The organism is Isoptericola sp. NPDC057191, assembly GCF_042670225.1.
Taxonomy (GTDB): domain Bacteria; phylum Actinomycetota; class Actinomycetes; order Actinomycetales; family Cellulomonadaceae; genus Isoptericola.
The window spans coordinates 1-22,619 of sequence record NZ_JBHUWC010000052.1; the positions used below are offsets into that span (position 1 = coordinate 1).

The 22,619-nt window shown below is 72.8% G+C and carries 13 protein-coding genes; 12 read left to right on the forward strand and 1 reads right to left on the reverse strand.

Annotated features, from left to right (window positions below; all coding sequences use genetic code 11):
- From ACFT55_RS09200 to ACFT55_RS09230, 7 genes are all read left to right on the forward strand, one after another.
- Nucleotides 1–662 (forward strand): inositol monophosphatase family protein (locus tag ACFT55_RS09200; RefSeq protein ID WP_380243515.1); only part of this gene is annotated, 662 nt, incomplete at its 5' end.
- Nucleotides 659–1,561, forward strand: a complete 903-nt coding sequence (cysD, locus tag ACFT55_RS09205) for a sulfate adenylyltransferase subunit CysD (RefSeq protein WP_380243516.1) — start codon at nt 659–661, stop codon at nt 1,559–1,561. The genes ACFT55_RS09200 and cysD, both read left to right, overlap by 4 nt.
- A 3-nt stretch (nt 1,562–1,564) precedes the next feature.
- Nucleotides 1,565–2,917 carry a sulfate adenylyltransferase subunit CysN gene (gene cysN, locus ACFT55_RS09210; protein ID WP_380243517.1) on the forward strand — a complete coding sequence of 451 codons (1,353 nt, stop codon included), beginning with the start codon at nt 1,565–1,567 and terminating at the stop codon, nt 2,915–2,917.
- A gap of 20 nt (nt 2,918–2,937) precedes the next feature.
- A complete protein-coding gene (locus tag ACFT55_RS09215) occupies nt 2,938–3,654 on the forward strand; it encodes a sulfotransferase family 2 domain-containing protein (RefSeq protein ID WP_380243518.1) in 717 nt (238 codons plus the stop codon).
- Nucleotides 3,655–3,737: 83 nt separating this feature from the next.
- A complete protein-coding gene (locus ACFT55_RS09220) occupies nt 3,738–7,232 on the forward strand; it encodes a CDP-glycerol glycerophosphotransferase family protein (protein WP_380243519.1) in 3,495 nt (1,164 codons plus the stop codon).
- A 26-nt stretch (nt 7,233–7,258) separates the two neighbouring features.
- Nucleotides 7,259–9,640 carry a polysaccharide pyruvyl transferase family protein gene (locus ACFT55_RS09225; RefSeq protein ID WP_380243520.1) on the forward strand — a complete coding sequence of 794 codons (2,382 nt, stop codon included), beginning with the start codon at nt 7,259–7,261 and terminating at the stop codon, nt 9,638–9,640.
- Between the two features lie 124 nt (nt 9,641–9,764).
- The gene (locus tag ACFT55_RS09230) at nt 9,765–12,143 is read left to right on the forward strand and encodes a LicD family protein (protein ID WP_380243521.1); all 2,379 of its coding nucleotides are present in this window, start codon (nt 9,765–9,767) and stop codon (nt 12,141–12,143) included.
- A gap of 49 nt (nt 12,144–12,192) precedes the next feature.
- Here the strand turns inward: ACFT55_RS09230 and ACFT55_RS09235 are convergent, their stop codons facing one another.
- Complete coding sequence (locus ACFT55_RS09235; protein ID WP_380243522.1) at nt 12,193–14,289, reverse strand: acyltransferase family protein; 2,097 nt, start codon at nt 14,287–14,289, stop codon at nt 12,193–12,195.
- Nucleotides 14,290–14,532: 243 nt separating this feature from the next.
- On the opposite strand from ACFT55_RS09235, the gene ACFT55_RS09240 reads away from it, so the two are divergent.
- From ACFT55_RS09240 to ACFT55_RS09260, 5 genes are all read left to right on the forward strand, one after another.
- Nucleotides 14,533–15,543, forward strand: a complete 1,011-nt coding sequence (locus ACFT55_RS09240; protein ID WP_380243523.1) for a GT-D fold domain-containing glycosyltransferase — start codon at nt 14,533–14,535, stop codon at nt 15,541–15,543.
- 137 nt (nt 15,544–15,680) lie between these two features.
- The gene (locus ACFT55_RS09245) at nt 15,681–17,012 is read left to right on the forward strand and encodes a polysaccharide pyruvyl transferase family protein (protein ID WP_380243524.1); all 1,332 of its coding nucleotides are present in this window, start codon (nt 15,681–15,683) and stop codon (nt 17,010–17,012) included.
- A 99-nt stretch (nt 17,013–17,111) separates the two neighbouring features.
- Nucleotides 17,112–19,172, forward strand: coding sequence for an acyltransferase family protein (locus tag ACFT55_RS09250; RefSeq protein WP_380243525.1), 2,061 nt, complete (start codon nt 17,112–17,114; stop codon nt 19,170–19,172).
- Nucleotides 19,173–19,270: 98 nt separating this feature from the next.
- Nucleotides 19,271–20,944 carry a glycosyltransferase family 61 protein gene (locus tag ACFT55_RS09255; protein WP_380243526.1) on the forward strand — a complete coding sequence of 558 codons (1,674 nt, stop codon included), beginning with the start codon at nt 19,271–19,273 and terminating at the stop codon, nt 20,942–20,944.
- A gap of 111 nt (nt 20,945–21,055) precedes the next feature.
- Nucleotides 21,056–22,567 (forward strand): S8 family serine peptidase, encoded by a 1,512-nt coding sequence (locus ACFT55_RS09260; protein WP_380243527.1) that lies wholly within the window; start codon nt 21,056–21,058, stop codon nt 22,565–22,567.
- Nucleotides 22,568–22,619: the final 52 nt, after the last annotated feature.

Below are 22,619 nucleotides of genomic sequence, written 5' to 3' on the forward strand. Positions count from 1 at the left end.
ACGCCGTCCTCTCCGAGGAGGCGAAGGACGTCGGGACCCGCGGGTCCGCGCAGCGCGTGTGGATCATCGACCCGCTCGACGGCACCCGCGAGTTCGCCGAGCGGTACGCCGACGGCGAGCGGGCCGGCGGCTGGCGCGACGACTTCGCGGTGCACGTCGCCCTCTGGCAGCGCGGCACCGGCCGCACCGACGGGCTCGTCGCCGGGGCCGTCGGGCTGCCGGCGCGCGACGCCGTGCTCAGCACCGGCGCCCCCGGCGCCGACCTGTCGGACGCCGACGCGGTGCTCGCGGGCCGACGGCCGCTGCGCCTCGCCGCGAGCCGCAGCCGCCCGCCGCGGTTCGTGCAGGACCTCGCCGACCGCGGCGACGTCGAGCTCGTGCCGATGGGCTCGGCAGGCGTCAAGGTGGTGTCCGTGGTGGACGGCACGGTCGACGCGTACGTGCACGGCGGCGGTCAGTACGAGTGGGACTCGGCGGCCCCCGTCGCGGTCGCCCTCGCCGCCGGCCTGGAGTGCACCCGCCTGGACGGCACCCCGCTCGAGTACAACCGCCAGGACCCCTGGCTCCCCGATCTCTTCGTCTGCCACCCGGCCGTCGCGTCGCGCCTGCGCGCGGCGCTGTCCTCGGTCGGGGTCGACATCAAGGAAGGTGCCCAGTCGTGACGTCTCACGTCCTGAGCCAGCTCCGCAGCCTCGAAGCGGAGAGCATCCACATCATCCGCGAGGTGGTGGCCGAGATGCAGCGCCCCTGTCTGCTCTTCTCGGGCGGCAAGGACTCGATCGTCATGCTGCACCTCGCGGCCAAGGCGTTCGCCCCTGCCCGGATCCCGTTCCCGATCATGCACGTGGACACGGGCCTGAACTTCCCGTCCGTGCTCGAGACCCGCGACCGGTGGGTCGAGCGGCTCGGCATCCAGCTGGTCGTGGCGTCCGTGCAGGACGCGATCGACCGTGGCCTGGTGCAGGAGGAGCCCAACGGCTCCCGCAACCGCATCCAGACGCCGGTGCTGCTCGAGGCCGCCGAGAAGAACGGCTTCGACGCCCTGTTCGGCGGCGGTCGGCGCGACGAGGAGAAGGCGCGCGCCAAGGAGCGCGTGTTCTCCTTCCGTGACGACTTCGGCCAGTGGGACCCCAAGAACCAGCGCCCCGAGATCTGGGACCTGTACAACGGCCGGGTCCACCAGGGCGAGTCGATCCGCGTGTTCCCGCTGTCCAACTGGACCGAGCTGGACATCTGGGCGTACATCGAGGCGGAGGAGATCGACCTCCCCGACCTGTACTTCGCCGCCGAGCGCGAGGTCGTGGACCGGGGCGGCATGCTCTTCGCCGTCAACGAGTTCACGCCCCTGAAGGACGGCGAGACCGCCCAGAAGCGGTTCGTGCGCTACCGCACCGTGGGCGACGCGAACCTCACCGCCGCCGTCGCCTCGACGGCGACGACCCGTGCGGAGATCGTCGAGGAGGTCGCCGCGGTGCGCCTCACTGAGCGCGGCGCCACCCGTGGCGACGACAAGGTGAGCGAGGCCGCCATGGAGGACCGCAAGCGAGAGGGCTACTTCTAAGCCATGAGCACCGAGAGCACCGACACGAGCATCGAGACGAGCACCGTGGACCAGCCCCAGAGCGCCGCGTCCCAGCAGGCGATCGACACCTCCGCCGACCTGCTGCGCTTCGCGACCGCGGGTTCCGTGGACGACGGCAAGAGCACCCTCATCGGGCGCCTGCTGTTCGACTCCAAGACGATCTTCGAGGACCAGCTCGAGTCGGTGGAGCAGGTGAGCAAGGACCGCGGGAACGACTACACGGACCTCGCGCTGCTCACCGACGGCCTGCGGGCCGAGCGCGAGCAGGGCATCACGATCGACGTGGCGTACCGCTACTTCGCGACCCCGAAGCGCAAGTTCATCATCGCGGACACCCCGGGCCACATCCAGTACACGCGGAACATGGTCACGGGTGCGTCGACGGCAGACGTCGCCCTGATCCTCGTGGACGCGCGCAAGGGCGTCATCGAGCAGAGCCGCCGGCACACGTTCCTCGCGACGCTGCTGGGCGTGCCGCACATCGTGGTCTGCGTGAACAAGATGGACCTCGTGGACTACTCCGAGGAGGTGTTCGAGAACATCCGCCGCGAGTTCACGGACTTCGCCTCGCGCCTGAACGTGCCCGACCTGACGTTCATCCCGATCTCCGCGCTCGTCGGGGACAACGTCGTGAACCGCAGCGAGAACACGCCGTGGTTCGACGGCCGCCCGCTCCTGAGCCACCTCGAGTCCCTGCACGTGGCGAGCGACCGCAACCTCCAGGACGTCCGGTTCCCGGTGCAGTACGTGATCCGGCCCCAGTCCCACGAGGCGCGCGACTACCGCGGCTACGCGGGCACCGTCGCGAGCGGCGTCCTCAAGGCCGGCGACACCGTGCGCGTCCTGCCGTCGGGGCTCGAGACCACCATCGCGGGCATCGACACCGCTGACGGCCCCGTCGAGGAGGCGTACCCGCCCATGTCGGTGACGGTGCGGCTCACCGACGAGATCGACATCTCGCGCGGCGACATGATCTGCCGGCCGAACAACACCCCGGCCGCGCTGCAGGACATCGACGCCCAGATCTGCTGGATGGACGAGTCCGCGCCGCTGGTGCAGGGCAAGAAGTACGCGATCAAGCACACGACCCGGTGGGCGCGTGCCATGGTCAAGGACGTCAAGTACCGCGTGGACGTGAACACGCTGCACCGGGATGAGGAGGCGACCGAGATCCGCCTCAACGAGATCGGCCGGATCCAGCTGCGCGTCACCCAGCCCCTGTTCGTCGACCCCTACCGCCAGAACCGCAGCACGGGCGCGTTCATCCTCGTGGACGAGGCGTCGAACAAGACGGTCGCCGCGGGGATGGTCGGCACCCTGCCGCACTCCTCCTGACGGATCGCGGAGCACGCATCATGCCCGTGTTCACCAAGGACGGCCGCAACGTCCTGTTCATCCACGTGCCGAAGACCGGCGGGTCGTCGGTGGAGGACCACTTCGTCGCGGCCGGCTGGAAGATGTCGTACCACGACGGCCGCATGCAGCGCGGGGCGCCCAACTACCTGCGCCGCTGCACGCCGCAGCACATGCACGGCGAGCTGCTGGCCGAGGTGTTCCGGCTGCACCGGTTCGACGCGGTCTTCGCGGTCGTGCGGGAGCCGGTGGCGCGCTTCCGCTCCGAGTATGTGATGCGGCACAAGCAGGAGCTGTCCACGGACGCGGAGGCCGTCGAGGCGTGGGCCGTCGAGCGGTTCGAGAAGTTCGCGACGAACCCGTACGTCCACGACAACCACATCCGCCCGCAGTCCGAGTTCCTCGTCCCGGGCGCGCAGGTCTACCGGCTCGAGGACGGCCTCACGGCGGCGCTGGAGGACCTCAACGCGCGCCACGACCTCGGCGTGCCCACCGAGGTGCCGCGCGTGCGCACCAGCGAGCGGACGCGCGGGATCGCCAGCCGCGACGTCGAGGTGTCCGCGTCGCTCCGGGCACGCCTGGAGAGGTTCTACGCCGCCGACTTCTGGACGTTCGGGTACGAGGGGACCTCGGTCCCGCCCGACCGGCGGCGCACCCTCGTGCGCCGTGTGGCGTCGCGTGCGTCGCGAGACCTCGCACGCTGGTCCGAGCGCGTCTGACCCTTAGAGTGAGCTGACGCACTGCCGCCCCCGGCGGCGTCCCCGATTCCCGGAACCGTCCTTCCGTGCCCGAACGCGAGCTGATGTCTACCGTGCTGATGAACTTCCTGCGGTCCACCTACCGTCGCCTGCCGGTCTCCTGGCGGGAGCGCGTCACCGAGCTGCGACGCCCGGGCCGCCGGACCCTCGTGTCCGTCGTGGTGCCGGTGTACAACGTCGAGCGGTACGTGGGCGAGTGCCTCGAGTCGATCCTCGCGCAGACGCACCGGCGGCTCGAGGTCGTCGTCGTCGACGACGGCTCGCCCGACGACTCGATCTCGGTGGTGCAGGCGATCGCCGCACGCGACCGGCGGGTGCGGGTGGTGCGCCAGGAGAACGGCGGGCTGGGCGCGGCACGCAACACGGGCGTGCGGCACGCCCGCGGCGCGATGCTGTGCTTCGTCGACTCGGACGACACCGTGCCGCCGAACGCCGTCGAGGCCATGGTGACGTCCCTGACGCGCAGCGGTTCCGACTTCGCGGTCGGCTCCCTGCTGCGCGACACGTCGGGCGGCCGGTACATGCCGCCGTGGGCGCGCAAGCTGCACGACCGAACCCGCACGAGCGTGACGATCGCCGACGAGCCCGACGTGCTCAAGAACGTCTTCGCCTGGACCAAGCTGTTCCGCACCGAGTACTTCCGGCGCGTCGTCGGCGGCTTCCCGGAGGGCCTCTACGAGGACCAGGTGCCGTCGGCGAAGGCGTACCTGCACGGCACGTTCGACGTGCTGGAGGACGTGGTCTGCCACTGGCGGATCCGCGACGACGAGTCGTCGATCACCCAGCAGAAGTCCACGATGCGCGACCTCACCGGCCGGTGGCGGATGCTCGACGAGCTGCACGAGGTGATGCGGGACGCGCCCGCCCCGGTGCGGCAGGCGTGGGAGGCGAAGGTCGTCGGCTTCGACATGCGCCCCTACTACGAGCAGGTGCCGCGCACGGACGACGAGTACTGGTCGTTCCTACGCACCGAGGTCTGCGGCTTCCTGGACATGGCCGGCTACGAACGGCTCGCCGAGGTACCGGTGCACGACCGCCTGCTCGCGGCGGCGACGTACCACGGCCTGCGGGACGACGTCACCGAGCTGGTGGCACGCCGTGAGTCGCAGACCTGGAAGGTCCACGGCGTCGTGCGTGACGGCCGTCCCGTCCTCGGTCCCGACTTCCTCGCCGGCCTGGAGCTCCGTCCGGACGGCGTGGTCGACGACCTCACCGTGGACGTCGAGGTCGTGGCGCGGGTGGCCGACGTCGTGCTCGACGACAGCGCGGTGACCGTCGAGGGCAGCGCCTACCTGGCCTTCGTCGACCTCACCGGGACCCGCAGCGAGATCACCGTGGCCGCCGTCTCGCAGCTCGGCCACCGGGTGGAGGCCCGCGTCGAGCGGTTCGCGGACGCGGCGATCGACATGCGCGCGGTGGACCCGTGGAACGACCACGAGGACTCCGGCTTCCGCGTGCGGTTCGACCTGGACGAGCTGCAGTCGCCCCCGTACCGCATCGAGGTGGGTGTCCGGGTGGACGGGGTCGAGCGCACCGCGCCGCTGCCGCTGCCCGACCCGCGGGCGGCGGGGCGCATCCCGACCTTCGGCCCGCTGGACGCCGGCGGCCGGTGGTACCTCGACGCGGCGCCGGAGACGGACGTCCTCGAGCTGCGGCGCATGACGTCGGCGCGCATCCCCGTCGAGGACGTGCGGGTCGTCGGGCGCCGGGTGGAGCTCGTCGTCGCGGGGAGCCTGCCCGCGGTGCGCGCGTGCGTGGCCCGCGCGGGGACGTGGACGGTGCCGGGGACGCGCCGGACGGAGGACGGGCGCGACGTCGTGGTCTTCACGCTGCCCGAGGCGCTCCCCACGGAGGGCCTGCGGACCTGGGGCTTCGCCGCACGTCCCGCCGGGGGCGGTCGGGAGCAGCGCTTCTCCTGGGTGGAGCCGAGCCGGACGCTCGAGCCGCTCACCCGCGCGGGGGCGCTGGTCGGATCGACCCGGTACGGGAACGTCATGGTCCAGACCGGACCCCTCCTGGGGGAGGTCGAAGAGCTCGACCTGAGCCGCGACGGGCTGCGGGTGCGCGGCTGGGCCGCGGTGTCCAAGGACCTGCCCCGCGAGCGGCTCGCGCTCTCCCTCGTGCACGAGGTGGCGGCCGGGAGCACCGTGCCCCTGGAGCTCGACGCCGACGGCGGGTTCGACGTCGTGCTCCCCGTGGTCGACACCGTGGGCGGCACCCTGTCCAAGACGGTCAACTTCGTGCTGGCGCTCTCGGTCGACGACGTCGTCGCGCGTCCGCGGGCCGGCGTCGGGCTGGTGCGCACGCTGCCCCTCGACCGCACGGACGGCGTGGTGGCGGCGACGGTCACGGCGACCCCGAAGGTCGGGTCGGTGAGCGTGCGGCTGCGCACCGCGCTGGAGGACCGCGACCGCAGCCGGCGCGCGCAGCACCAGCTCTACCTGCGCTACCAGCGCGGGGAGCAGGAGCCGCTGGACGCCGTGCTCCTGGAGTCCTTCGGCGGCCGGTCGGTCGGCGACTCGCCGCTCGCCCTGAGCCGCGAGCTCCACCGGCGCGGCGACGCGCGGCCCCAGTACTGGTCGGTCGCGTGCCTGTCGACGCCGGTCCCGGAGTGGGCCACCCCCGTGCTGCGCTACTCGACGCCGTGGTACGACCTGCTCGAGCGCGCCACCCTGCTGGTCAACAACAACAACTGGCCCTGGTACTTCCGCAAGGGGTCGCACCAGACGTACCTGCAGACGTGGCACGGCACGCCCCTGAAGCGGATCGGCAACGACGTGCCCGGGGCGAACCTCACCCTCACCTACCGCCGCCTCATGGAGCGTGAGGCGCTGACGTGGGACTACCTGCTCGCGCAGAACGAGTACTCCGCGCAGATCTTCCCCGGGGCGTTCGGCTACCCCGGCCCGATCGTCACCCAGGGCTACCCGCGCAACGACTCGCTCGTCGACGACACGGCCGACGCGACGCGCCGGGCCGTGCGCGCACGCCTGGGGCTCGACGACGACGTCCGGGTGCTGCTGTACGCGCCGACCTGGCGGGACAACATCAAGGAGGGCGCGCGGTACGGGCGCGTCGCGTTCCTCGACTTCGACGAGCTGAGCCGGGCGGCCGGGCCGCGGACGGTGGTGCTCTACCGCGGGCACGCGAACACGGCGGGGTCGTCGAGCGACCTGCCGGACGGCGTCATCGACGTGACCCTCCACCCGGACGTCAACGAGCTGATGCTCGCTTCGGACGCCCTGGTCACGGACTACTCGTCGATCATGTTCGACTACGGCGTCCTGCGCCGCCCGATCTACCTCCTGGTGCCGGACCTCGAGCTCTACGGGTCGACGACGCGCGGGTTCTACCGCGACCTGGTCGACGTGGCGCCGGGCCCGCTGTGCGCGGACACCTCGGCGCTGGTGGCTGCCCTGTCGGTGGACCACTGGTCCCTGTGGCGTGCACCGCACGAGAAGTTCGTCGCGGAGTTCGCACCCCGCGACGACGGAGCCGCGTCGGCGCGCGTGCTCGACGCGCTCGGCCTGAGCCACTGACCGACCTCCAGCACGGGAGCACAGACATGTCGATCTACCGTTCTGCCCGGGCCCGGCTCGCACAGGAGGCGAAGACGCGCCTCGGTCGTCGCCGTCCCGACACCTTCGGCATGCGCCGGTTCCGTCACCTTCTCGACGAGTACGAGGTCGCGCCGCTCATCGAGGCGGACGGCAAGGTGCCGGTCAACTACTTCACCTACCGCCCGAACTTCGGCGACCTGCTGTCGCCGTGGCTCGTGGAGAAGATGACCGGCCGCGAGGTCGTGGTCGCCAACCGCAAGAAGCTGCACTACGTGGTGATCGGCTCGATCATCAACCAGGCGACGAGCAAGTCGATCGTCTGGGGCAGCGGCACCTACGGCACCGAGGGCAAGGCGGAGGTCTCGCCCCTCGCGCACTACACCGCCGTCCGGGGGCCGCTGACGCGCGCCAAGCTCGGCGCGCACCTGGGGTTCGGCATCGACGTCCCGGAGGTCTACGGCGACCCGGCCCTGCTCCTCCCGCTGTACTACATGCCGGAGGTGCCGGTCACGCACGAGTACGGCGTCGTCGTGCGCTGGAGCGAGCGCCGGTGGGCCGAGGCCGACTTCGGCCCCGGCGTGAAGATGATCGACTTCGCCCGCAGCGACGTCGAGGCGGTGGTGCGCGAGCTGCTCTCGTGCAAGCGGATCGTCACCTCGTCCCTGCACGGCCTGATCGTCGCGGACGCGTACGGCATCCCCAACGCGTGGCTCGCGTCCGACTCTCCGCGTGGCGGCGTCTACAAGTTCTACGACTACTTCGCCTCGGTCGGGAAGTTCCGGCAGCCCCAGACGCTCGACCTCGCCGAGGGCACCGTGACCAAGGAGCGCCTGCGCGACTCCTTGCAGTTCAGCGGGGAGGCGATCAGCTTCGACTACCGCCCGCTGCTCGACGCGTCGCCGTTCTTGCGCCGCAAGAGCCGCGCGGGCGCCGGGTCGGCCCCGCGTCGCGTCGCGCCGGAGGCCTCGACCGGGCTCGCGTCCCAGGCCGGTGTCGCCGAGCTGATCCCCTCGCTGGGCCTCTTCAGCGGCAACGCGGTGAACTACCTCGGCGTCGGGGTGCGCGGCCCGGTCACCGGGATCCGGATGTTCCTCCCGCCGACCCAGGGGCAGATCGACCTGCGCGGCATCGAGCTCTACTCCGGCGGCCGTCGTGTCGCCGTCGACGAGTCGCGCGCGGTCGTCACGCAGAGCTCGAGCGTCCCTCGCCGGGGCGGGCCGGCCAGCCCGTTCGCGATGGGCGGCATCCGCACGCAGCGCGAGACGGGCGCGTGGTGGGCGGTCACGTTCGACGCGCCGGTCGACGTGGACGAGGTGCGGGTCCTCAACCGCCTGGACGGCTGGGGAGCCCGCGCGCGGGCGCTCACCGTCGCGGTGGCCGGGTTCGACGGCACGTTCGGGCAGGTCCGGTCCGCCAGCTGCGACCGGGTGGTCGCGGAGACGCTGGCGCTCGTCGAGCGGCTCACGGAGCGCACGATCGACGAGGCCGCGCTCTCCTCGCAGGAGGACGCCCGCGCCCTGCGCGGCGAGGTGCTGGCCGAGCTCGCGCGACGCGCAGGGGAGGGGCTCCTCACGTCGGACCGGGAGGAGCAGCGGCTCCTGGCCTCGCTGATCCGCACCCACCGCCTCCCGGACGGGGAGCTCCTGACGGACGACGAGTGGACGCTGCTGGGCCACCTGCTCGCCGCCGAGCGCCTGCGGCTCCCCGCGACGGCGACGTCGATGCGCTCGTTCCACCTGGTCCTCGACTCGCGGACGGCCCTGCGGCGGCTCGAGCTCGAGGTGAACCGGGCCGGGAAGGTGCTCGGCACCCGCCCGGCGGTCCTGTCCCGGCACCGCCTGGTCGACGTCGGCGGGCTGCGGAACCGGTCGGACGACTACGTCGCCGTCATGGAGCGGGCCTCGGCGGTGCTCGAGGAGTGCGGGTACCCGGCGATGCTGGCCTACGGCACGCTGCTCGGCGCGGTCCGGGAACAGGACTTCCTGGCCCACGACGACGACGTCGACATGCTCATCCCGCTGCAGGCCTCCTCCCAGGAGCAGGCGCACGACGTGCTGCGGGACCTGCACGCCCGCCTGCGGGAGAAGGGGTGGAAGGTGAGCCGCCCGAACGAGCACCTGAACTTCCACCTGGGCGACCCGACGACGAAGCTCCACGTCGACGTGTTCCCCCTCCTGGTCGACGGCGAGCGGACGCAGCTGCACATGGAGAAGATGACGCTGCGCCCGGTCCCGACGAGCACCGTCCTCCCGCCCGCCCCGATCACGTTCCACGGTCGCGAGATGCTCGCCCCGGCGGACCCCGAGAGCTTCCTCGCCGAGCGGTACGGGGAGACCTGGTCGACGCCGGACCCGTTCTACGACTGGCCCTGGGCGCTCCGTGACTGACCGGCGCCCCGCGCACGATAGGTTCGTCGCTGAGCTCGCACCGCGCGACGAGGACGACGCGTCGGTCCGCGTGCTCGACGCGTGTGGCCTGGACAACTGACCGACTCAGCACCGGAGCACAGACATGTCGATCTACCGTTCTGCCCGGGAGCGGCTCGGCCGCGCAGCGGGGAAGGCTCGCGCCGGCCGCGGGCGGCCGGACCCCGTCGCCGAGCTGCGTTCGCGCCGGCTCCTCGACGACTACGAGGTCGCCGCGGACCTGGTCCTGGCCGACGGCAAGGTGCCGGTCAACTACTTCACGTTCCGCCCCAGCTTCGGCGACGCGCTGTCGCCGTGGCTGGTGGGCCGCCTCACCGGCCGGGCGACGAAGGTCGCGGACCGGACCCGGCCGCACTACGCCGTCATCGGCTCGGTGATCAGCCAGGGCACCGACGAGACGATCTTCTGGGGTACCGGCGCCTACGGGACGGAGGACGTGACGGAGGTGCCCGCCGGGGCGGCGTACACCGCGGTCCGCGGGCCGCTGACGCGCGCCAAGCTGTCGGCGTCGAAGGGCTTCGGCATCCCCGTGCCTGCCGTCTACGGCGACCCCGCGCTGCTCCTCCCGCTGGTCCACGCCCCGCAGGTGCCCGTGACGCACGACTACGGGGTGGTCGTCAGCGGCACCGAGCGACGCTGGGCGGAGGCGACGTACGGACCCGGTGTCCTGCTGATCGACGCCGGTCGGGTCGACGTCGAGGCGGTGCTCCGCGACCTCCTGTCGTGCCGGCGGATCGTGTCGTCGGTGCTCCACGGGCTGGTCGTCGCCGACGCCTACGGCATCCCGAACGCGTGGCTCGAGTCGGACGCGCCCCGGGGCGGCGCGTTCCCCTTCCACGACTACTTCGGCGGCGTCCAGAAGCTGCGCGCGCCCCACCGGTTCGACCCGGCGGCGCAGCCCGTGACACGAGAGCTCCTCGAAGAGGTCTTCACCTTCTCGGACGAGGCGATCCGGTTCGACCACCGGGCGTTCCTCGACGCCAGCCCGCTCCTGCACCGCACGGGTGCGCCGCGCCGGCGCACCGAGCGGCTGCCGCGCCGGGAGCCGAGCGACCTGCTCCGGCAGGGCGGCACCCGCCGACTGCTCCCGTCGCTGGGGTACTTCGGTGGCATCGGGGCCAACTACCTGCCGGTCCGGTTCGCGGGTCCCGTGTCGGAGATCCGGTTCTCCCTCCCGCGCGACGGGCAGCGACAGCTCGACCTGCGCGGGCTGGAGCTCTTCCGCCGCGGCAAGCGGGTGGAGGTCGACCTCGCGACGGCGACGGTGGCCCAGAGCTCGGACGTGACGAAGGACGACCGCTCGCCGTTCGGGCTCGGCGGCATCCGCACCGCGCGGGAGACGGGCCCGTGGTGGACCGTCCGGTTCGACACGCCCGTGGACGCCGACGAGGTGCGGGTCTTCAACCGGCTCGACGGGTACGGCGTCCGCACCCGCGCCCTGAGCGTGGCGGTCGGCCGCGCGGACGACGGCCCCGACCTCGTCGTCACGGTGGACTCCGACCGGGTGGTGCGCCAGACCCTGGAGCTGCTGTCGCGCCTGACCGGGCAGCCGGTCGACGAGTCCGTGCTCGCGTCGCCGGAGACCGCCGGCACGGCACGGGCCGAGGTGCTCGCGCGGCTGGCGCAGAGGGCCCGCGAGGGGCTCCTGACGACGGACGCCACGGAGCAGCGCCTCCTCGCGTCCCTGCTGCCGACGGACCGGCTCGGCGACGACGAGGCCCTCTCGGACGACGAGTGGGCCCTGCTGGGCCACCTGCTGGCGGCGGAGCGGTACCGGGCGCCGGGCACGGCGACGTCGATGCGCGCGTTCCAGTTCGTCCTGCGCTCCAAGGCGGACCTGCACCGGCTCGGCGACGAGGTCAACCGTGCGGGCGAGGTGCTCGGCGCACCGCGGGCGGTGCTCACCCGGCACGGCATCGTGGACGTGGGCGGGCTCCGCGAGCAGTCGGACGGCTACATCGCGACCATCGAGCACGCGGCGGAGGTGCTCGAGGCCTGCGGCTACCCGACGATGCTGGCCTACGGCACGCTGCTGGGCGCGGTGCGCGAGGGCGACTTCCTCGCGCACGACGACGACGTCGACCTCATGGTCCCGCTGCAGGCCGCGGACCGGGCCGAGGGCGAGCCGCTGCTCGCCGACCTCCGCCGGAGCCTGCAGGAGAAGGGCTGGCGGGTCTCGCGGCCCAACTCCTACACGAACTTCCACCTGCACGACCCGCAGACCAAGCTCCACGTCGACGTGTTCCCGCTGTTCGTGGACGGCGCGACGACGTCGTTGCACATGGAGAAGATGCAGCTCCGGACGATCGACACGGACATCGTCCTGCCCCCGCGGACCCTGACGTTCAAGGGCCACGAGCTGCTGGTGCCGGCCCGCCCGGAGGCGTTCCTCGCGGAGCGCTACGGCGACGGCTGGTCCGTGGCCGACCCGTTCTACGACTGGCCGTGGGCGCTGCGCGACTGACGCGGCGCGGCGGGCACGACGCCCAGGCCGGCCAGCACGGTCATGCGTTTCAGTCGAGCGCGCCGGCCGCGCGCAGCTCGCGCAGCACGTACGGCGACATCGTCTTGGTGTACGTCGTCGTGAGGTGGCTGTTGTCGCGGTACACGTTGACGCCGCCGATGACGGACGGGCAGGTCGTCTCGAGGCAGTAGTAGTCCGTCAGGTCGACGAACTTCGCGCCCCGCACCTCCCGCGCCGTGGCGGCGAAGGTCTCGGGGAACGGGAACGCCTTCTTGCGCGTCGTGTCGCAGCTGTCCGGCTCGATCACGTCGAGCTTCTCCAGGCACCGCGACGGGCCCGTGGGGTGGTACGGGTTGTCCGACAGCCCCACGATCGGCACGCCCTTCGCGGCGACCGGGCGCCAGGCCGCCGCCATCTCGTCGCGCTGCTGGTCGGCGTCGCCGGAGAGCATCTTGAGGTAGCCGGTCGTGACGACGAGGTCGATGTCGTCCGCGTGGTCCAGGAGCCACGGCTGCAGCTGGTCCTTCCACGTCTCGCACGTCGAGGACCGCAGCGGGTTGTCGTAGTTCATGGTCCCGGTGGTCCAGGCGCAGGTGGCCTTGAGCTGGGGCGTGAGGCTGATCGTGCCCTCCTGCGCCATCGCGATGAAGGCGGGGAGCATGGCGCGCGCGTGCGAGTCGCCGATGAGGACGACGTGCGGGACCTTCGGGTCGTCCACGGGCCCGAACGAGCACTCCTTGAGGCGGTCCTCGTCGCCGTCCACCCAGCAGTCGGGGTAGTTCGCGAAGTCGCGGCCGACGGCCTCGGGCGCGGGGACGAGCATGCCGTCCAGGTCGGGGTTCTCGCACGGCTTCTCGGGGTCCATCGACCCGGCGCCGAAGCACGGCGGCATGTCCGCGACGAGCCGGGCGGCGAGCTCCTCCTCCTGCTGCGCGCGATGGTCCGCGACGGCCAGCCCGGCACCCGCGACGAGGGCGAGCACGGCGGCGGTCGCGGCCGTGAGCCCGAGCGCGCGACCGGTGCGCTGCAGGCCCCAGCGGTGGGTGAACCGGAAGGTGTCCTCGACGTACCGCTTCGTGACGGCCGACAGGAGCACGACGGCGACCAGCAGGACGACGCGCTCCACGAGGCCGGGGGTGTGCCCGACCATGTACGGGAGGATCACGATCGCGGGCCAGTGCCACAGGTACAGGGAGTACGAGACCTCGCCGGTGTACTGCACGGGGCGCCAGCGCATCAGCGGGGACGGGCTGAGGCGCGCGGAGGGCGTACCGGCCCATATGACGGCGAGCGTGGCCACGACGGGCAGCACGGCGGCGGTGCCGGGGAACGGGGTCCGGGAGCTGTAGACGAGGCCGCACGCCGCGATCGCGGCGAGCCCGGCCCAGCTGACCAGGGAGCGCCACCGCCCGCTCACCGCCGGGACGGCCGTCCGCGCGAGCACGACGGCGAGGAGGGCTCCGGCGCCGAACTGCCAGGCACGGGTCGTGGTGACGAAGTAGGCGGACGAGGGGTTGGAGGTCGTGAGCCACAGGGACCAGCCGAAGGACGCGAGCGTCGCGGCGGCGAGCACGGCGCCCGTCATGCCGCGTCGCGAGCGGCCGCCGCGCGCCGCGAGCAGGGTGGCGAGCAGCACGAGCACCGGCCACACGAGGTAGAACTGCTCCTCGGCCGAGAGCGACCAGTAGTGCTGGACGGGCGACGGCGCGTTCTCCGCGGCCAGGTAGTCGACCGAGTCCGCCGCGAGCACCCAGTTCTCGACGTAGAGGGTGGCCCCGATCGCCTCACGGAACCACTGCTGCCACTGCGTCATGGGGACGACGAGGAGCGTCACCACCACCGACACCGCGATGACCAGGTAGGCGGCGGGCAGGAGGCGGCGCGCGCGTCGCGCCCAGAACCTCCCGAGGGCCACGGTGCCGGTGGTCTCGACCTCCCGCAGGAGGTGGCCGGTGATGAGGAAGCCCGAGATCACGAAGAAGACGTCGACGCCGACGTACCCGCCGGGGAGGCGTCCGGGCCAGAAGTGGAACAGCACCACCATCAGCACGGCGAGGGCGCGCAGCGCCTGGACCTCGTACCGCAGGACCTTCGCCGGGGGGCGGGGGGCGGTCACGCGCCCGGGTGCGTCGAGCGTCTGGCTCATGGCCGAGAACCCGTGCGGCGGGGCGTGCAGGAGGGCGTCAGAGCCACGGGAGAGAGCCTTCGTCGGGGTACAGGGCCAACGGACCATGCTAACCGCGGCAGAGCCAGGGGGTTCGCGCACGACCGGTGAGAGGACGGCACCCGAGCGGGTCCCCGGGGGGGGACCACCTTGCCCTGTCCTCCCGGGCAGCCTAGATTCCAGCACCAGAGAGAGGGAAGGGAAGTCGTGGCAACGGAGACGGGAATGGGCGGACCGCGCCGATGGGTGCAGGCGGCCCGGCGCGCGGCGGCAGATCTGGGGCGCTCGGCCGCCGCGGCGGAGAAGCAGGTCAAGGTCGCGCAGGCGGCCGCGCGGGCGGCCGAGAGCTCCGCCACCAGGACGCAGAAGCAGCTGCAGACGATGGCGAAGGCGCTCCGGGCGCAGTCGGTGCTCCTGGAGAAGGTCCGGGCGGAGTCGGCCCGGAACGCCGACGAGCTGCGCACGCTGCGGATCGCGACGACGGCACCGACGATGAAGGACGTGCACGCCTTCGTCGCGGCGCGCCAGATGAGCTACCGGGAGACGCTCACGGCCCTGGCCGAGGGCGAGGCGAGCTTCGCGCGGTTCGGTGACGGTGAGCTGCGCCTCATGGTCGACCCGTTCTACAAGCTGGGCTTCCAGGTCAACAGCCGCGAGCTGAGGGAGTCGCTCCGCGACGTGCTGGGGCGCCCGCGGGACGGGCTGCTCGTCGGATGGCCGCGGGCGTTCTGGACCGCGCACAACACGATGATGTGGTCCGTCATCTGGGACGAGGTCCAGCCGATCCTGCCCGCGGAGGTCCGGTTCGGGAACAGCCACGTCTCCCGCCCCGACTGCTTCCAGGCGCTGCGGGAGGAGGCGGTCGAGCTGTGGCGGCAGGTGTGGGCCGGCAAGCGGGTCGCCATCGTGACCGGCCGCGGGTCGCGCTTCGACCTCGTCCCGCAGCTGTTCGACAACCTCGCAGGGCACGAGTTCGTGTACTCGGAGCCGCGCAACGCGTTCGCCGACCTGGACCGGCTGGTGGACGACGTCCGCAACCGTCCCGGCGTCGACCTGTGCCTGGTCGCGCTCGGCCCCGCGGGCACGGTCCTCGCCGGGCGGCTCGCGGAGGCCGGGGTCCGCACCATCGACGTCGGGCACATCTCCAACAGCTACGCGAACGTCTTCGAGGGGCAGCCGCACCCGGAGAAGGTCCCTCCGGTGCGCGTCGCGCAGCCGGACCCGCTGGGCGCCTGACGACCTCGAGCGGGGCAGGGGACCGGTCCGCGGGCCGGGGGCGGTCCCGTCGGGCGTGCCATCCGCAGTAGAGTGCGCGGCACCGCGCGTCGCACCCCGGCGGGCGGGCCCCCCGAAGGACTTGAGGAAGTGTGTTGATGTCCCAGACGCCGAGCGCGATGCTCGAGAAGGAGCTGACGCGTCTCCTGGCCGACGGCCCCCGCGCCGTCGTGCGTGCGCGCCCGGACGGATGCTCCGTCGTCGCCGGGACGTCGCCCGACGAGTGGGAGGTGCAGGTCGTCCTGGCGGACGGCGCCGCGACGACGACGGTGACCGGCGCGAGCACCGTGAGCCGGCGAGCGCTGCGCAACGCCCTGATCGGCAAGGCCCCGCTGCTCGCCGAGCCGGTCCAGCACCACGTGCTGGGTCGCAGCCCGGTCCGGGACTCGCCCCGGCGGGCCGAGCTGGCCGAGGTCGCCACCCTCGCCGTGCGCTGGGTGCGGTGGCTGGACGGCGCCGTACGACGCACGCCCGCCAAGGGCGTGAAGGTCGCGGCACTCGAGAAGGGGCAGGTCCCCGTCTTCTGGTGGGACGAGCGGTCGAACTTCGGTGACGCGATCGGCCCGTGGCTGGTGCAGCGGATCTCGGGGATGGAGCCGGTCAACGCCCGGCGCCAGCGGCACCTGCGGCCCGCGCTCTACAGCGTGGGGTCGATCTTCCGGTCCATCGACCGGCCCGACGTGGACGTGTGGGGCACGGGGCTGATGGACCCCCTGGGGGGCGCGACCCTCGAGCGGCTCGGCGGCCGGAAGAACGTCCGGGTGCACGCGGTCCGTGGCCGCCGCACCCGCGAGGAGCTCGTGACGAAGCTCGGCTGGGACGTGCCGGAGGTGTACGGCGACCCGGGCCTGCTGCTGCCCCGCTTCTACCAGCCCGCCGCACCCGGCCCTGGCCCGCGCGCCAAGGTGGCCTTCGTGCCGCACTACGCGCACCAGCAGTACCTCGGCGACGACCCGACGACCGGCGTCACGGTCGTGGACGTCTCGCAGAGCCTGGAGCGGGTCGTCGACCAGATCGCGTCCGCGGACGTGTGCGTGTCGACGTCGCTGCACGGCGTCATCGTGGCGCAGGCGTACGAGGTGCCGTGGGTCTGGCTCCGGGTGTCGGACCACCCGCTGGGCGGCGACATGTTCAAGTTCGAGGACTTCTTCTCGACCCTCGACGAGTCCCGGGTCGCGACGCACGACGTCCTCGCCGAGGACCTCGCGGCGCTCGACCTCGTCGCCCTGGGTGGCGACGCGACGCTGCCCGACCTGACGATCTCGCTCGACGCGCTCCTGGACGCGTTCCCCGTGCCGCCGCGGCCCGGTGCCGGACGGCCGTTCGAGCTGCCGCCCCTGCCGGAGCCGCCGGCCCGGCCGCGGGGGCGCGCCGGCCGGGGTCTCGGCCGGCTGACCGCCGGCGTCCGACGGCGCCTGGCGCGCCGGTAGCCGGACGCGCCGGGCGGGGCAGCCGGGCGTAGCGTGTCGGGGCCCGCCAGGGCCCGGTCGATCGACGAGAGGACAGGTGTGCTGGAGAGCGCTCAGGCCGTGACTCAGAGCGCGGGCACGAAGGCGTCGCCCGGGCGGGAGGCGCGGACCGACATCCAGGCGCTGCGCGCCGTCGCGGTCGCCGCCGTGGTGGCGTACCACCTGTGGCCGGGCAGGCTGCCGGGCGGGTTCGTCGGCGTCGACGTCTTCTTCGTCATCTCCGGCTTCCTCATCACCTCCCACCTGCTCCGTCGCCCGCCGCGGCACGGCCGCGACCTCCGCGACTTCTGGGCGCGACGGGTCCGCCGGCTGCTGCCCGCCTCGTTCCTCGTCCTCCTGGTGACGGCGGCGGCGACGTTCCTCCTGGCGCCGAGCACGATGTGGGCCGGGACCCTGCGGGAGATCGGCGCCTCGGCCCTCTACGTCGAGAACTGGTCGCTGGCCGCCTCGTCCGTGGACTACCTCGGGGCGGAGGCGGCCGCCTCGCCGGTGCAGCACTACTGGTCCCTGTCGGTCGAGGAGCAGTTCTACCTGCTGTGGCCCCTGGTGCTGACCCTGGTCGCCTGGTGGACCGCGCGCCGCGGCGGGAACCTCGTGCGTCGCGCGTCGATCGCCATCTCCGTGATCGTCGTCGTGTCGTTCGGGTGGTCCGTCGTGGCGACGGCGCTCCGCCCGGCGAGCGCCTACTTCGTGACCCCCACGCGGCTCTGGGAGCTCGGCGTCGGTGCTCTCCTGGCGACGGTGACGGTCCGGCTCGCGCCGCGCTGGCGCACCCCGGTGGCCTGGCTCGGCCTCGCGATGATCCTGGCCGCCGTCCTGACCTACACGGGCAAGCTCCCGTTCCCGGGCTACACCGCCGCGCTCCCGGTCGTCGGGTGCGCGCTCGTCATCGCCGCAGGGTGCGACCGCACGCGGTGGTCGCCCCGGCAGCTCGGTGACCTGCGGCCGGTGCAGTGGCTGGGTGACGTCTCGTACTCCGTGTACCTGTGGCACTGGCCGCTGGTCGTGCTGGTGCCCTTCGCCCTCGGGCACAACCCCGGGCTCCTCGCCCGGGTCAGCGTCCTCGCGGGCGCGCTCGCGCTCGCCGCGGTCACGAAGCCGTTCGTCGAGGACCGGTTCCGGCGCGGTCGCCCCGGCGCCGGGTCGGGGCGCGCGGTCGTGGTGGCCCTGGCGGCGTCGGCGCTCATCGGCGGGGCGGCCCTCGGCGGGTCCGTCGCGCTGCAGGCGCGGGTCGACGCGAACATCGCGCAGGCTGCGCAGGCCGCGCACGGACCCTGCGTCGGCGCGGCCGCCCTGGCCCCGGGGGCGGACTGCGACGTCACGGGCGACGGCGACCTCCTCCTCGACCCGGCCGAGGCGGCGGACGACAAGCCCAGCGCGTACGCGGACGGCTGCTGGGAGTCCCCGCCGTTCGACGGCACGGCGACGTGCCACTACGGCGATCCCGACGCCGACACCCGGGTCGCGCTGATCGGCAACTCGCACGCGGGCAACCTGTTGCCGCCCCTGCAGGAGCTGGCCGAGAAGCACGACTGGTCGCTCACCACGTTCGTCGCGTCGCGGTGCCCCACCTCGGACACCCGCTGGCAGATCGGCACCGCGCAGGACGCCGAAGGGTGCTACGCCTGGGGGCAGCGCGTCCTGGACGAGGTCCGGGACGGCGGGTTCGACCTCGTCATGACGTCCCAGCTGACGCCGTACGCCGCGGCGGACACCGCCCCCGCGGACAACGACGCGGCCGTCGCGCAGGGGTACACGCGATACCTCGAGGACCTCGCCGCGACGGGCACGCCGGCCCTCGTCGTGCGCGACATGCCGTACCCGAAGCACACGATCCCCTCGGTGCCGAACTGCCTCGCCGAGGCGTCGTCGCCCGACGAGTGTGCCGGGCCCCGGTCGAAGTGGCTCCCGCCGGACCCTCTGTACGACGCGGCGAAGGCCCTCGACGACCCGGCGGTGTCGACCCTCGACCTCACCGGGTTCACCTGCACGAAGGACGTCTGCCCGGCCGTGGTCGGGGACCTCGTGGTCTACTTCGACGCCTCGCACCTGACCGCGACGTTCTCGCGGACGCTCGCGCCCTACCTCGAGCCGGCGGTCGCCTCCGGCCTGCGGCCGTAGGGGGCGCGCCGGTCTCCCGGCGCGCCGTCCGCGGACGTGACCCGTGGCGGGCACGTACGCATACTGGGACCTCGCGACCCCTGCGCGAGGAGACCGCCGTGGCACCTGACCCCTCGGACGACGCGCGCGCCCCAGACGCCGGCCGCAGGCGCCGCGTCGCGGTCATCGCGGACGACGTGCCTCCCGACGAGCTGCGCGCCCTCCTCGCGCCCTACCGCGAGGACGACCTGCTCGTCATCGCCCCGACGTGGCACGACGAGTGGCACCTGGACGGGGTGCACCAACGGTTCTTGCGGTGGGACGAGGAGGCGAACCCGCACTGGCACCTCCAGGTCCACGGACCGGTCGACCGGGTCGTCGACACGCGGTACCGGTGGCCGCGGGACCACGAGGCGGCGATGCGCCGGCTGCTCTTCCACCTCACGCCGGGGGGTGAGTACGTGATCCCCCGGTCGGCCCTGCGGGGGTACAAGAAGGGCAACCCGCTCGAGGTCCGGCTCGCGGCGTTCTCCCGCGCCCTCTCGGAGGGCGAGCCGGGCGGCGACCGTCCCGAGCTGTCCCGCGCGGTGGCCGAGGTGCGCCAGGATCCCGGCGAGATCGTGGTGCGCAAGCAGGGCAGGCACTACCTCAAGCTCACCGACGAGTGGGCCGACCGGATGCTGTCGACGCGCGCCCTGCAGGACACGACGGTGCACGAGCTCGCGCGGCTGCCGGCCCAGCGGTTCGCGTCGCACACCACGATCGAGTCGCACGGGGCGTCCAAGCCGTTGCGCGGGCTCGACCCGACGGTCGACGTGCCGCCGCTGCACCTGCGGCACTACAGCGGCCGCGTGGGGCTGGTCAGCCACGCCCTGACCTTCACCGCGAACGAGATCCTGCCCGACTCGTTCCGCCACCACCTGTCGAACACCCGCAACCGGCGCCTGGTCGACGCGAACGCGAGCTTCGCGCGCATCCCGGACCGTGCCCGCCCGACCGAGGACCTGCCGGGGTCGTACTACCTGCTCGACTCCGAGAACTCCGGGCACTACGGCCACCTCATGACCGAGGTCATCTCCCGACTCTGGGGGTGGGACCAGGCGAAGCAGGACGACCCGGACCTCAAGGCGATCTTCCGGCTGCGGTACGCGGGGGAGCGGGACCCCGCCCTGGAGCGCACGGTCTTCACGGCCTACGGCATCGCGGCCGAGGACGTCGTGGCGGTCGACCACCCCGTGTACCTCGAGTCGATGTACGCGGCGACCCCGATGTTCCACAACGCGCGGCCTTACTACGTGCACCCGGAGATCCGCGCCGTGTGGCGGCGGATCCGGGACGGTCTGACGGCGGAGCCCGGGCCCACCTGGGACCGCGTGTTCGCCTCGCGGCGGGACACGCTCGGGAACCGCAGGTGCCTCAACCGGCCCGACGTGGAGGACTACTTCGCCCGGGCGGGCTTCGAGGTCGTCTACCCCGAGGACTACTCGCTCGGCCGGCAGGCGGCGATCTTCGCGAACGCGCGGGTGGTCGCCGGTTTCGGCGGGTCGGCGATGTTCAACGCGATCTTCGCGGAGCGGCTGGAGCACATGATCGTGCTCACCCAGGAGGCTTACACGGCCCGCAACGAGGTGCTCGTCGCGCTCCCGCTCGGCGTGCGGCTGCACTACCTCTGGAACCCGCCGCGGGTCCGGCACCCCGAGGGCGGGTGGTCCAAGGAGGCGTACAAGTCCGACTGGTCGTTCGACTTCTCGCGGCACAGGCGGACGCTGAAGCGGCTGCTGCGCTCGCTCTGACCCGGGGCCGCCTCCTGGCCGATGTGGTTCACCTCACATTCAGCGCGCTCTCGATCTACTGTCACCCTGACGGCCGCCGTTGTGGCGGCCGCGCCTCACGAAGGGGAGACCATGAGCATGCGCACCACCCATCGCGCGCGTCTGGTTGCCGTCGGAGCCACCGCAGCCCTCCTGCTCGCGGGTGTCGGCAGTGCCGCCGTCGCCAGCGACACAGCCGCCGAACCGCCGTCCACCCCGGTCCCGGTCGTCACGCCCGACGGCCAGACCTTCTCGTACGTCGTCAACGCCAAGCACGCCAACCCGGGCCAGACGCGGCTCGCCGAACGGGCCGTCGTCGCTGCCGGCGGGGTGGTCGTCCAGTCCTGGCCGGAGATCGGCGTGGTCGTCGCGCACTCCGCGCACGCGAGCTTCCGGACCGACGTGGTGCGGCGCGCGAGCGGTCACGCCGTCGAGTCCGTCGGCCTGACGCGGACCGTGCCGGTCTCCGAGAGCACGCCGGCGGCGGTCGCCGACGTGCCGGGTGCCAAGGGCGGGCCGTGGAAGTCCGCGGTGACCAAGAAGCCGGGCGCCGAGGTCGGCGGCGACGACGCCGCGACCGCCGTCCCGGACCCGGGCGAGGCCACCCAGTGGGACATGGCGATGATCAAGGCGGACCAGGCGATCGAGATCAACCCCGGTTCGCCTGACGTGCTGGTCGGCGTGCTCGACTCGGGCATCGACGCCACCCACCCCGACCTGGCGACCCAGGTCGACACCGCGGCGTCGGTGAACTGCACGACGGCCGGGCGTCCGGACACGTCGCCCACGGGCTGGCTGCCCACGACGTCGGACCACGGCACCCACGTGGCCGGCACGATCGCTGCGGCGGACAACGGCCTCGGCATCGTCGGCGTCGCGCCCGGCGTGAAGATGGCGTCGGTCAAGGTCGTCAACGACGACGGCTTCATCTACCCGGAGTACGCCGTCTGCGGATTCGTCTGGGCCGGCCTGCACGGCATGGACGTCACCAACAACTCCTACTACATCGACCCGTTCATGTACTGGTGCGAGGACCAGCCCGACCAGGCGGCCGTCAAGGAGGCCGTGCGCCGGGCGATCGACTTCTCCACCGACCGGGGCGCCGTGCACGCGGCGGCCGCGGGCAACGCGTCCACCGATCTGGCGAACAACACGCAGGACACGTCGAGCCCCAACGACTCGACCCCGGTGGACCGCACCATCAACTCCGGCTGCGAGGACATCCCGACGGAGGCGGACGGCGTCGTGACGGTCTCGTCGGTGACCCGCACGGGCGCGCTGAGCTCGTTCTCCAACCGGGGGCTCGGCAAGATCGACGTCGCCGCTCCCGGCAGCGCGATCGTCTCCACCGAGCTGAACGGCACGTGGGACACCAAGAGCGGGACGTCGATGGCGTCGCCGCACGTGGCCGGCGTGCTCGCGCTCATGAAGTCCGCCCACCCGGACTGGACGCCGGCGATGCTCGAGCAGGCCGTGCGTGCCCAGGCGGACGACCGGCCCTGCGGCACGACGCCGGTCGGGCCGGCGTGCGTCGGCACGCCCGAGGAGAACTCGTTCTTCGGGGACGGCATGGTCGACGCGCTGGACGCGGTGACGCTGGGCTGAGCGCCGCCGCACCGGAGCAGCGCGACGGCCCGTCGGAGCAGGTCTCCGGCGG

Excerpts from the sequence above, each read along its gene's own strand:
- cysN (WP_380243517.1), top strand. The coding sequence starts at position 1,565 with ATGAGCACCGAGAGCACCGACACGAGCATCGAGACGAGCACCGTGGAC.
- ACFT55_RS09215 (WP_380243518.1), top strand. The coding sequence starts at position 2,938 with ATGCCCGTGTTCACCAAGGACGGCCGCAACGTCCTGTTCATCCACGTG.
- ACFT55_RS09220 (WP_380243519.1), top strand. The coding sequence starts at position 3,738 with ATGTCTACCGTGCTGATGAACTTCCTGCGGTCCACCTACCGTCGCCTG.
- ACFT55_RS09225 (WP_380243520.1), top strand. The coding sequence starts at position 7,259 with ATGTCGATCTACCGTTCTGCCCGGGCCCGGCTCGCACAGGAGGCGAAG.
- ACFT55_RS09230 (WP_380243521.1), top strand. The coding sequence starts at position 9,765 with ATGTCGATCTACCGTTCTGCCCGGGAGCGGCTCGGCCGCGCAGCGGGG.
- ACFT55_RS09235 (WP_380243522.1), bottom strand. The coding sequence starts at position 14,289 with ATGAGCCAGACGCTCGACGCACCCGGGCGCGTGACCGCCCCCCGCCCC.
- ACFT55_RS09240 (WP_380243523.1), top strand. The coding sequence starts at position 14,533 with ATGGGCGGACCGCGCCGATGGGTGCAGGCGGCCCGGCGCGCGGCGGCA.
- ACFT55_RS09245 (WP_380243524.1), top strand. The coding sequence starts at position 15,681 with ATGTCCCAGACGCCGAGCGCGATGCTCGAGAAGGAGCTGACGCGTCTC.
- ACFT55_RS09260 (WP_380243527.1), top strand. The coding sequence starts at position 21,056 with ATGAGCATGCGCACCACCCATCGCGCGCGTCTGGTTGCCGTCGGAGCC.